We start from the raw sequence: 12,000 nt of genomic DNA on the forward strand, positions 1-12,000 counted from the left end.
ATGCAGCGCTAGGGCGCGAGTGTGTCAACGGGGGCAACGATAATGCCCTCGGGCATTGTATGGGCTGGCATGCCGAACCCGATGACGATGAGCTTGGCCGCGGGTGGTCTCTCGCCACGCTCGACAAGTTTGCGCTCGAGTCGAAGCAGGTTTGCAGATGCCTCGGGGATCTGCGGACTTCCGAGTTTTATTTCCACGGCAATCCAAGTTCCATCGCGCCTGTGTATAACGGCATCGACCTCGAGATCGTCGGCGTCATGGTAGTGGGACACCGATGAGTCATTTGCGGCTGCATAGACCTTAAGGTCGTGCAGGACGAGGGATTCGAAGAGCAGTCCCAGCGTCTTCGGGTCGGATGCCAATGACTCCGGATTTGCTCCGAGCAGTGCGACGGCAAGCGAAGGGTCGGCGAGGTGCCTTTTTGCACTTTGCCGCAGCTTTACCGGAGACCTGAGCGCCGGATGCCAAGCCGGGATATCATCGATGATATTGATTCGTCTCAGAGCATCCATGTATCTGGAGACCGAATTCTTCGAAACGCCGGTACCGATATCTTTGTCGATGGACTTCGATCCGGCAAGCGTCGACTCATTTCGCGCAAGCGATGTCAAAAGGGACCTGACCTTGACCGGATCACGCTTAACGCCGTCAGTTCTAGAAACATCCGATTCGCATACGCCATCAACATAAGCAGCGGCAATCCGCATGGCATTTTCAGTTGTTTTCCCCATCGCTTGAGGCCAACCGCCACGACACAGCAAATCGGCGATACCGGAGATGCCGGCAATCGATCCGACTGCCCGCTTAGCAGGATGACCTGAAAGCAGCGCTCCGATAGTGACTAAGCCAGAAGAAACGCCAAGCTCGAACAGCGTCATGGTATCCATCCGCAACCTTGCTATTCGTCCAACGCCACTATGCATCGGCTGCTTCGAATCTCGCGGCGTTGCTGATCCCGTAAGAATAAACTGTCCGGATTCTCCCTGTCTTGCGTCACACTCGAAACGTACGGCATCCCACAGCTTTGGCTCTTCCTGCCATTCATCGATGAGCCTAGGAGAGGGCCCTGCTATTGCCTGTGCTGGATCGATCTGAGCCAGCTGGAGGGCGGCAAAATTACCAGTTGGATCGGAAAGAGACAAGGATGATCTAGCAAAACGTTTTGCCGTAGTGGTCTTTCCGCACCACTTTGGGCCTTGAATGAGAACCGCACCGAAGATATCGAGATTATGCCTGATTACCTTATCGATGCATCTGTCTACATATCTATCCATACTGCCTCCTTCTTTAATTACTTTGATTATGTATTCTACCAGCAACGTGGTGACGATTAACGATAATTTGAGGTGATGATTAACGGAGAATTATGGTGACGATTGATGGCATATTATGGTGACGATTGTCATTGATTCGGGGGCAGGGCCGCTTGACTGTCCCAAATTTTAAAAAGTATGGGGCTTGCGCTGTGGGCTTTTGTCCAAAAATGTCGTCTGCGTCGCCAATCGACAGACGGTGGTTTACATCTGTCACGTTAGTACTAAGATATTCATCTAATAAATTGCATTAGTGGCTTTAGTTTTGGGGGAAACGAGGCAACGTGACTATGACGTGCTCTTTGGTGGTTAACAGCAAGAGCGGTAATACCAGGATGGTTTCGGGCGCGATCAAGCGCGCTCTGCAGGCTGCGGGCGTTGAGTTTGTCCACGCCGCGGCGTTGAGCGACGATGCGGATGCAGATCAGGTTGCGCTCGAGGCGCAGGGCGCCTGCGCGGCCGACACGGTGCTCGTTGGCTTTTGGTGCGACAAGGGCGCGTGCACGCCTTCGGTTGCCGCGCTGCTCTCCGCTCTGCACGGCAAGCGCGTTTTCCTGTTTGGCACCTGCGGCTTTGGGGCTGACCAGAGCTATTACCAGCAGATTATTGATCGCGTAACTTCCAATTTGGCTGGGGATGCCGAGCTTGCGGGCTGGGCGATGTGCCAGGGCAAGATGGGTCCTGCCGTAAAGCAGCGCTATGAGGCAATGCTCGAGCAAGATCCCGACAATGCCCGCTTTAAGATGCTGCTCGATAACTGGGTCGCCGCGAAGGATCACCCCACCAAGGAAGATCTGGACAACATGGCCGCAGCTGCAAAGAAAGCCGTGCTAGGCGAGTAGCTTCGCCGTTCGCGGTCCTTCGTGCAAAACAATACAAATGTGAAAGCCTCGAAATTCTCGGGGCTTTTTTCGTGACACGAGGGCGCCCCTTTATTGATGGAAGGCCTAATAAGCTGATTGTTCTATGCCCGGATGTGTGCGGAGTGGGATGGGATTTCCGGATGGGTGGGGTTTCGGAAAATGCGTCCCGGAATTTGCCTTTGGAATGGGATGCGGTTTCCCGTTGAGGGGCTCTGTGGAAACCGCATCCCAGTATTCGGCCGAGAAATGGGATGCGGTTTCCGGTTGAGCGCCTTGGCGGAAAGTACGACCCGGAATTTGTAGTCGGAGTGGGATGTGGTTTCCCAACGGGGGCACAAGCGGAAGCCGTATCCCACTCCGGACGTGAATTCTGGGACACGGTTCTCAGAGGATTATGGGCTGCGAACTACATGGGGCTGTCATGAAACTCCGGTAAAAGGGGGTCGGAAATAAATGACACTTCCAGCAGTTTGTTTTAATGTGGGGGGGGGGGGGGGGGGGGGTACCATTATTTTACTTTCACAAAAAATCGATCCCTCTATGGGGAAGTTGCGTGGGGGGTTAGTCACAGATATTGGATAAAACAGACTAATTTGGGGATAAATGACCACTTACGCCAAAATAAGTAGCATTCAGCGACAAAACATTGAAATAAGTGTAGCAAATCGCTATGTTTTTATTACGAAAAGATTCCAAATTGGCTTATTTCGGACTCACTTTTCAAGCGCCTTGCGGTTCCTGTTGAAACTTGCTGACCTTTGGATGGGTCGAATAAGGCCTCAAGGGGGATGAATTATCACTTTGACGGCGCGTAGACTCAAACGATTTATTGCACTTTTGAGTAGCTTGGCGTTCGCGCTTGTCATAGCCCTTGCCGTCGTTTCTTTTGTTCCTCGCGCATTTGGATACACGCCCTTTGCTGTGCTTTCGGGCTCTATGGAACCCGAGCTTCCCGTTGGTTCCATGGTGTTTGTTCACCAGATTGAGCCGGCGGATATTGCCGTGGGCGACAATGCAACCTTTTATCGATCGGACGGTGCCGTGGTGACGCACCAGGTGTACGAGATCGATCCTGTGGCACAGATGATCGGCACGCAGGGAATTGCGAACAAAAATGCAGACGGAAGCATCATGCACGATGCCGAGCAGACGCCTTTTTCGAGTGTTATCGGCACTGTTTCTTTTTGTGTCCCTTACCTGGGCTTCGTCAACGCATATTGCACGACGATGCCCGGTTTGCTTGTTGTGGTGGCCGTTCTGGCGCTGCTGATCGCGGCGTCGATAGTGCTCGATCGGATGGTTCCCGACGAGCCTGCGGGCAAGCATACCCGCGTGCATGCGAGGGAGCGGCGTTCATAGCGGCAGGGAAAAGCGTCGGCGGCGGTAGGGGCCGTTGCCGGGGAAAACGATTCTCGAAAGGAAGAGAACGATGGAAAACAAGAAGAAAAAGCGCTACGGCATCATTGCCGCCCTGCTGCTGTTGGTGCTGGCCGCCGGCGTTGGCACCTATGCATGGCTGACGGCACAGTCGAGCCTGACCAACAACTTTACTACTGCAGGCATTAACAAGCCGACTACTGAACCCGATAACCCGAATAAGCCGCTTCCGGATGATAATGCTAAGGTCAACGGCAACCTGACCGAGACCAAATGGGTTGCTGACTCCAAGCTCGCTCCCGGCGTGACTGTTTCCAAGAATCCCAATGTGGGTATTGGTAAGGGGTCCGAGAACGCTTATGTGTACGCTTTCGTGAAGAACGAGACGGCGTCTGATACGGCCGTTGATTCCCATAAGACTTACTTCACCATTAATCAAGGCTGGAAAGCCGTTCAGGCAGATACCGTTACGGGAGAGCCGACTCATTATCTCGGTGGCCTTTTCGTTTATGTTGGCGATGGGACCGAGGCAACTCCGCTTATTGCCAGCAAGACTGAGGATAAGTGGACTGGCGAGCTGTTCAGCCAGGTGACTACGCCCAAGGAGACCGAGCAAAAGGATTTCGCCAATCCTGCGACGATGGAAGTCAACTGCTTCATTTACGCAGCAGACAACACAACTGAGGGTTCGTCTGCGTCTGCTTTGACTGCTGCCAGGACTTGGGCTAACGGCCTGCAGTAATCCCATCCCCTCCACCGAGATCCCGACCCGCTCCCCATCCCCATTTTCGGGTCGGGATCTCGGTCCCCTTTTTATCGACGACTGGCGAACGTAATGCTCAACAATCTTTCCGACAATCAGAAACGCACCTTGGCGCTTGCTGCGATGGCGCTGTTGGCCCTGGCGTGCCTGTGCGGCACGCTGGCTTTTACCGTTGATATGGTTCCGGCGAACAACGTTCTATCGTTTGGCAGCGTGAAGGTACGAGTCTGTGAATACACCCTCAACGAGCATGGCGAGGAGATTCCGTTTGAGCCCAACGAGCACGGGGACTATCCCGACACCAAAGCCGGGGGCTCTGACATCAGCCGCATTGTGCGCGTGGAGAACGTCGGCGCGCAGCCTGAGTACGTTCGCGCGCGCCTGCGCATGACGTCGGTGGCGCCCGACGGTTCGAGCGCGGATGCTTCGGGCAACGTTGCCTTTAACGTGAACGCGGGCGAGGGGTCCCCGTGGATCGACGGCGGCGATGGGTGGTACTACTACCGTGGATTGGCCGGGCGTGGCGGCACGCTCGACCCCGGCGCCATGACGGAAAGCCTCATGGACTCGCTGCGCTTTGTGGGCGACTACCACGATGCCGCGCGCGGCGGCTCATTCAGGCTCGATATCGATGTTCAGGCCGTGCAGGCCAAAAACCAGCAGGAAAGCGATACCGTCCTCGACGTACTCGACGTCGTGGGTTGGCCGGAGGCGAACTAGCCCATGAAGATCAAGAACATGAACCGAGGTGTGCTGAGCAGGCTGATTGCCCTCACGGCGATTGCCTTTTGCTGCGTTATGGCGCTGCCGATGGCAGCACGTGCCGAGGAAGTGCCCGAGGGGCAAACCGAATTCCACATCACAAACGAGGCTGACTTTATATCGTGCGTGGCGCTTTCGCGCCTGCGCGACACGTCGCAGTGGCATGTTTATCTCGATAACGACATTGAGCTCGACAGCGACGACATGAAAGCCATCGTTGCAAACACCGTTAAGCATCTGTCGTTTGGCAACAAGGAGCATCCGTTTAAGGGCGTGTTCGATGGTCAAAACCACACCGTTGAGGGCCTGAACTACGATAAAGACGCTTTTGATCCCGAGCGCGATACGGGATTTTTTGCCGAGACCAACGGTGCCACCATCAAAAACTTCCTGGTCAAGGACGCCAACGTGTGGGCGGACTTCCGTGGTGGCATTATCGTGGGCAAGGCCGTCAATACGCGCTTCGAAAACGTTATGGTCATGGAGAGCACGCTGCACGTGACCTGCGCCAACAATGCTCTCAACCTCATTACCAACGCAGGCTTTGAGGGCGGTCTCATCGCCGGCGAGCTCGACGGCTGCACCCTCTACAACTGCGAGGTCCGTGGCGGCCGTGCCGTCAACAATACGACCTCGGGCGTGCAGGCGCTCGGCGGTGAGGGTCTGTATATGGCGGCGTTTGCCGGCTACGTTAAGAACTCGACTATCGAGTACTGCCGCGTGACGCCGACGCGTAAGGACGACGGCTCGATTGCCGAGAAGGGCATGACCGACGTCACCAATAAGTACGACGTGGCCATTGGCGCCCTGGGCGGCAACAACGTGTACGCCTCGGGTTTTGTGGGCTGTATGGCGGGTGACGCCAAGATTATCGACTGCTTCTCGACGGCGCAGTGCTACAGCTATGCCGCGTCATATGTGGGCGTCGTCGCCGTGACGCGTGCGTGGACAGGCGGCCTGGCGGGCCGAATTTTGACCGCCGAGGGCAACGAGCTCGTCCGCAGCCATTTTGCGGGCGATTTGAGTTCGCGCCAGTACAATCCCATCGCCGTGATCCCCATCATTCAAAACGATGTGAACCTGGGCGGCATTGCCGCGCGTGCCAACAAGGACGATGCCACGGTCACCGAGTGCTACTTTAAGCCGAGCGTGAGCCTTTCTGGCAACAGCCAGGGCAACCCTGCTAAAAAGAAAATCCCCTCGTTTGGCGGCGATGGCACCACCAAGGGTGATGGCTATGGTCCATGGGATGACGAGCGCTACACCACGCGCGAGCTGTGGGAAGAGCACGGCTACGACTTCTGTGCCGGCACCATGCGCTCGACTGCTAACGACGGGACCCTGGATGGCCCGCACCCCAATGAGTGGGCGATGGATTACAAGCTGAATATTCCTGTGCATGGCCAGAGCGTTAAGGCGACGATCGATTTTCCCGGTGCGGGTACCGCGACAATTACGGCAACCAAACTCGGTATTGATCAAGCGACCTCGGATCCGTACGCCTTTGCCGTGAGCGCCGTGCTGGCGGGAACGGCCCAGGGCTTGGCCCAGGGCGATACATCGGTGACGTTTAGGCAGGATACCTCCGCAAAGCCCAAGGGCTTGACCGATGCCAACGGCGGTTATCGCTTCATGGGCTGGTTCCGCGAGTCCGGAGTCAATGTGAACCGTATCGATGCCGATAACGCCTGGTTTAACGGCAAGACCGATGCCGATGCCGTTAAGGCTGGCAAGCAGGTCCAGAAGAACGAAGCGCACGAGATAACGTCGACCTATACCGCCGATAACGCGAAGGGGGCCGAGGCCTTTAAGGGCAACGACCTGTTTATTGCTTCGTACGAGGCGCAGGTACTGTTCTATAACGTCAAGGGCGAGACGCTCGCGTGGCAGAGCGGCGAGGAGCACGACAAGTCGACGGACTGGTACCGCTATGGCGTCGGTTTAACGCCGGCTGCCCCTGCGGACCGCGGCACTCTTTCTGCCAGCGCCACCTTTATCGGTTGGACGACGCAGCCGAGTGGCGAGGCCGGGATGCATGGCGGTTACGCGGCCATCACCTCGCCTAAGCTTGCCGAGCTAAAAAACGCCGGTGCGTTCTATCCTGCCGGCACCGAGATCACTGTGCTTGGTCCTACCGATTTTTATCCGGTGTACACCGACTATGTGTCGAACATCATGACGGTGTTTGAGGGCAATGAGCAGGATGCAACCGACGATCAGACTCGGCGCGACGGTGTGGGCAAAACTGACGTTAAGGTTGAGACTGCAGAAGATGGCACAAGCGCGTATACCGTACAGGTGCTCGACGTATCCGGTAAAGCTATATCCGAGGAGGGCCAGCTGCCCGACGGCTATCGTTTCCTGGGTTGGTATGAAAACAAGCAGGCTGCCGATGGATCCCCGGTTGATGTTCGCGTGAGCCGCGATCCGAGCTACAAGCTTCCCGGCAACGTGGACCTGACCGTTCCGCATACCTATACCGCACGCTTTGAGTACCGTGTGGATTACTACGTCCGGGCATTCACAAATAGCGGTCTAACGGACAGCAAGCTCCTCTGCTCGGTTTGGAATAAGTACAAGTCGCCCTTTGAGGAAAACGTTGGCGCGACATATGTTCGTGAAAACATTGTCCATTGGGGTGCTGGTACGGATGATTCCGCTCACGTGTTACACGATGATAAGAATCCAGCGGATAAGTGCACTACGGTTCTCTCTGATGCGACGCGAATCGTCGCGCCTATTAACGCCTACTCGCATAATGTGCGTAACGACACTGGCGCAAATACTATCAAGGATATGATTGCCGACACTGATTTTCCAGGAGCCGGTAAACTGAGTGATGAGTGGAAAGCGTCAAGTATTAAAGTTCAATTTTCCCCCGCACATGATAGGTACCACTTCAGTTTTTGGACGCTCGAAAGACCCGACGACGGTTCTTGGACGTATATAGAGAATCCTTTTTCGAGTGCTGTTTTAACGACAGAGCAATATTATGTCCGCGCCATGGTGACCACGGACGTCAACTTCTATGACAAGGATGGCAACGTAAAGCAGGCTGCTACTCGACGCTATGAAAGCAACTTGCTCCAGCAGAAAACGGTGGAAGGTAAAGATCCGACGTTCCTGTATTGCTATCCGCATCTCTATAAGGATAGGACGGTTAATACAAGGCCCTACGACGGAAAGGAGGGTGACGTCAATCCCAATCTGACGCTCGAAGCCTCTCCGACCGATGCCGAGATGGCCGTGCCTGGTTATAAGTTCCTGGGCTGGATTTCGACTGCCGAGGTTCAGAAGGACTCTGACGTCTGGAAGTATATCTACGACGTCGCCGGCGACCCCTATGTGACGAGTGATCCGGATAAGGCAGAGCCGTATCTGGCGACCGACGAGTCCAAGGTCACCCAGTGGCAGGATGCGTATCCCGTGTACGTAAAGTACGACGTTAACTACACCACCAACCTGCACCGCGCAGGTTTTGAGGGTACGGACAAGGTCAATGTGCCTAGCTACAACATCGCTCCCGTTATCAACGCGGACACCAATCCTGCTACGGCAACGGTGACCCCTGACGTTACGACGCCGGTTTATAAAGCAGGCGGTGAGCTGTATAAGTTGCAGAAGGTTGAGATCGAGCTTCCGAACGGCGAGATCAAGACGCTTCCCTACGATGTGGAGCATGGTACTTGCTCTTATCCGGTGGAACCTGGCGGAGCCTATACATTCGTGGCGTACTATTCGCCGTTGGCGGTTGTGTACCACCTCAATGCCACGGATGTGGACGGCAAAGTTGCTCAGCAAGACGATATGCTCGGCAACCTTAATGGCGGCATCCCGAAGCCTACTTATGACGTCAGCACTATCGATGCGGATACAGGCAAGTTCAACGTCTTCGTGGGCTGGACGGAAGCCGAGCCGGCACCTGGCAAGGGCTATGTCGCTTGGTCAGAGGGCATCCGTATGGTGAGTGCTTCTACCGTGGTCAAGGCCCCCATGGAGCTGTACCCGGTCTACCGTCCCAGCCTGGTTACCGTTCAATCGAACATTGACTCTAAACTTGCGAATCCCGATCTTGTCCGTAGCCTCGGCCGCACTGATTCCGGCGACCAGATTTCTCTTGAGGTCAAGGCTGTCAAGGATGTTGTGGGCATTGACGGCACCAAGTACGACTTTGTCGGCTGGTCGCGCGACTACGAACCCGATGGCAAATACACCCTGTTGACCGATGACGAGAAGTATCCCCTCGAGGGCAGCGAGCCCTTTGAGAGCGTGACCTACACCGCGGTGTACAAGATCGCGCCGTATAAGGTTCGCTATCACGGTGTCGACGGGTCGGTCGTCTTTACGGCGACGGTCGACTCGGACGGCGAGCGCGCGACGGGCGCCGGCTTTGTCCATAACGTCGATGTTCCCAAGGTGGATGAGAGCGGCAACCCGGTCTATGACAACGACGGCAATCCCGAGATGGAGAAAAAGTCCGTGGCATACGACCCGGACGCCCACTCCAAGATCGTCGCGCTGCTCGATGAACGGGCGGTCAGCGGTGACGTGCGCGAACTCTTCCTGGAGTGGCGATATGTGCCTGACGGTGGCGCTGCGAAGTCTTGGGATGAGTTTAAGGACGAGCCGGTTAAGGGCGACATGGACCTGTATCCCGTGACGTATCGCGTGGTCGCCAAGGATACATCCGACCCCGAGAACCACGTAACCATGACCACCGCGCAGCTTAAATGGCTGCTCGATCCCAACGCCGCCAACACAGTCGACAATAGCGCCGACAAAGCACCCTTTAAGGTCTGCTTTGCTGAGCCGTTTATGGGGACGCAGCTGACTGTTACCGTTAAGCGGGCGAGCTACGGTCCTGATGCGTCCATGACGGAGGAACCCGTTAACGACCAGTATGTCTCGCTCTACAGCTTGGGCTCGGGTAACGGTTCGTTCGACTCGGCCAACCGCCTGGAGTCCAAGAAGACAGGCGAAGGCAAGCAAGGCGACGGCAATGCCGTGTTCGACTTCGCCAAGACCCATGCGCTGACGATCGTCAAAAAGACCACCGATGCCAGCGCCATGGGACAAACGTTCCGCTTTAAGGTGGCACGCAAGGCGTCGGAGGATTCTCCTGCCGAGACGCGCATGGTCGAGGTGAAAGTTAGCGAGAGGCGCGACGAAGACGGCGAGACCTGGTATGTCGGCAGCGTGCAATTTGCCGCGCCGACGGGCATCTATACCGTCGAGGAAGACACGAATTGGGCATGGCGCTACGAGGGCGAGCTGAGCACGCCGGGCAAGGCGCCCGGTAAATCTGCCGAGCTGACGATTTCGTCTGCTTCGAGCGCGGGCGATGCGGTGGTGACGTGCGTCAACACGCGCGCGAAGGACAAATGGGTCGATGGCGGCTCGCGTGCCAAGAATGTTTGGGAAAACGGCACGCTGAGGAGGGAGGACAAGGATGACTAAGCGCAAGCGGATCGTTGCCCTCCTTGTCGGCGTCCTCCTTTTGGCCAGCGTCGTCGGCACCTTTGCGTGGCTTTCGGTTACGGGCGTGCTGGTCAACGAGTTTGGCTTTGGCTCGGTGGCGCCTTCGGTGGACGAGACGCTCAAGGACAACGTGAAAAGGGATGTCTCGGTAAAAAACACGGGTTCGGCTCCGGCATACCTGCGTGTCGCGGTGGATATCTACTGGCAGGATAAGGATGGCGCGCGCCTGTGGGATGAGCCTGTTGCCGGCACCGACTACACCATTGAGTGGGACGATAAAGGCGATGCCGCCGCCACTAACAGCCCTTCGTCTTGGGTTCTTGCGAGCGACGGGTTCTACTACTGGACGTCTTCTGTTAAGCCGCTCGACAAGACGGGCGTGCTCATCAAGAGCGTGTCCGAGAAGAAGACAGATGGTAAAAATCTAGTCGTCGACATTTCGACCCAGGCGATTCAGTCCACGCCCGACGATGCGGTCACCGAGGCATGGAACTGTACGGTCAAAGATGGCGTGCTGGTGCCGCCGCACGGAGGTGCGTGAGTATGGCGTTCCCGATTCGCAAAGGCGTTGCGCGCTCCGTGCGTTGCGTGGTCGCGGCCATTCTCTGCGTGGTCGCGCTCGCCGTTCCCGCCCGCGCGTTTGCCGATAGTCCCGCGATTGCCTATGACGGAAATGCGCGCCAGCTGACGGTAACGGGGGCGACGGGCTCCTCGGGGGAGCCCGATCTGTTTCCCGCCTTTAAAGATCTAATGCCCGGCGATGCGCGCGAGCAGCAGATCGAGGTTCGTGCCACGGGCGTAAAGTCCCAGGTGCGCGTGTTTGTGCGTGCCGTCGTCGATCACGAGACGGCATATATGCTGTCGCCCATCACCTTAACGGCGACTGTGGGCGATGCCTCTGCAGGTTGGCTCCAGACAGGAACACCGGGCAGCGTGTTCGCCTATCCCACGCAAATCGCCACGTTTACGAGCGATGGCAGCACGGTGCTTAATCTGCAGCTAAGCGTTCCGACGTCGGTGGGCAACGAGCTTGCCGATGCAAACAAGGCAATTCGCTGGGAAATCACCGCCGAGGACGATGGCGAGAAGATCCTCGCGCGGCCTGCTGGCAGCAAGAAGCCCGGCTTGCTTGGTCTGGCGGCAACGGGCGACAACACGCTCGCGTTGCTTTTGGTGTTGCTGGCGCTTGCCATCATCGCTTTTATAGCTGCGCTTCTTTTGTCCCGGAGGAACAAGCGCTAGATCCATCTTCTAAATGAAACGCCCTCCCGGGCGGCGGGCACGAAGTTCCCTGCTCTACAGTCCTGCGCAAGACGAAGGCCACATGACGTGGCCTTCGTCTTATATATGTTCAGCGGATGCCCCCATGACAAGCCGCGCTCCAACAACAAGGTACCGTCAAGATTCTTTCGCAAATTGATTTATTCGGCCTCAGCCCCGTCCT

General features: G+C 56.5%; 8 protein-coding genes. 7 read left to right on the forward strand and 1 reads right to left on the reverse strand.

Translation table 11 applies throughout. The annotated features are described in order from the left end of the window. Positions 1 to 8 precede the first annotated feature (8 nt). Positions 9 to 1,274 carry an ATP-binding protein gene (locus tag DWY05_RS08795; protein ID WP_117821424.1) on the reverse strand — a complete coding sequence of 422 codons (1,266 nt, stop codon included), beginning with the start codon at positions 1,272 to 1,274 and terminating at the stop codon, positions 9 to 11. Between the two features lie 329 nt (positions 1,275 to 1,603). On the opposite strand from DWY05_RS08795, the gene bilS reads away from it, so the two are divergent. The 7 genes from bilS to DWY05_RS08830 all read left to right on the forward strand — a co-directional run bounded on the left by bilS (position 1,604) and on the right by DWY05_RS08830 (position 11,798). Further along, complete coding sequence (gene bilS, locus DWY05_RS08800; protein ID WP_099432355.1) at positions 1,604 to 2,155, forward strand: flavodoxin family protein BilS; 552 nt, start codon at positions 1,604 to 1,606, stop codon at positions 2,153 to 2,155. 858 nt (positions 2,156 to 3,013) lie between these two features. Further along, positions 3,014 to 3,535, forward strand: coding sequence for a signal peptidase I (locus DWY05_RS08805; protein ID WP_255413197.1), 522 nt, complete (start codon positions 3,014 to 3,016; stop codon positions 3,533 to 3,535). A 70-nt stretch (positions 3,536 to 3,605) separates the two neighbouring features. Then, positions 3,606 to 4,295, forward strand: coding sequence for a hypothetical protein (locus tag DWY05_RS08810; RefSeq protein ID WP_117821426.1), 690 nt, complete (start codon positions 3,606 to 3,608; stop codon positions 4,293 to 4,295). A 93-nt stretch (positions 4,296 to 4,388) separates the two neighbouring features. Next, positions 4,389 to 5,036, forward strand: a complete 648-nt coding sequence (locus DWY05_RS08815; protein ID WP_117821427.1) for a hypothetical protein — start codon at positions 4,389 to 4,391, stop codon at positions 5,034 to 5,036. 3 nt (positions 5,037 to 5,039) lie between these two features. Continuing rightward, complete coding sequence (locus tag DWY05_RS08820; protein ID WP_117821428.1) at positions 5,040 to 10,535, forward strand: hypothetical protein; 5,496 nt, start codon at positions 5,040 to 5,042, stop codon at positions 10,533 to 10,535. Next, the gene (locus DWY05_RS08825) at positions 10,528 to 11,097 is read left to right on the forward strand and encodes a hypothetical protein (RefSeq protein WP_117821429.1); all 570 of its coding nucleotides are present in this window, start codon (positions 10,528 to 10,530) and stop codon (positions 11,095 to 11,097) included. Before DWY05_RS08820 ends, DWY05_RS08825 begins: the two co-directional genes overlap by 8 nt. Before the next feature lie 2 nt (positions 11,098 to 11,099). Then, positions 11,100 to 11,798, forward strand: coding sequence for a hypothetical protein (locus DWY05_RS08830; protein WP_117821430.1), 699 nt, complete (start codon positions 11,100 to 11,102; stop codon positions 11,796 to 11,798). Positions 11,799 to 12,000 lie beyond the last annotated feature (202 nt).

The sequence above is a fragment of the Collinsella sp. AF23-4AC genome, from assembly GCF_003462685.1.
GTDB lineage: Bacteria > Actinomycetota > Coriobacteriia > Coriobacteriales > Coriobacteriaceae > Collinsella.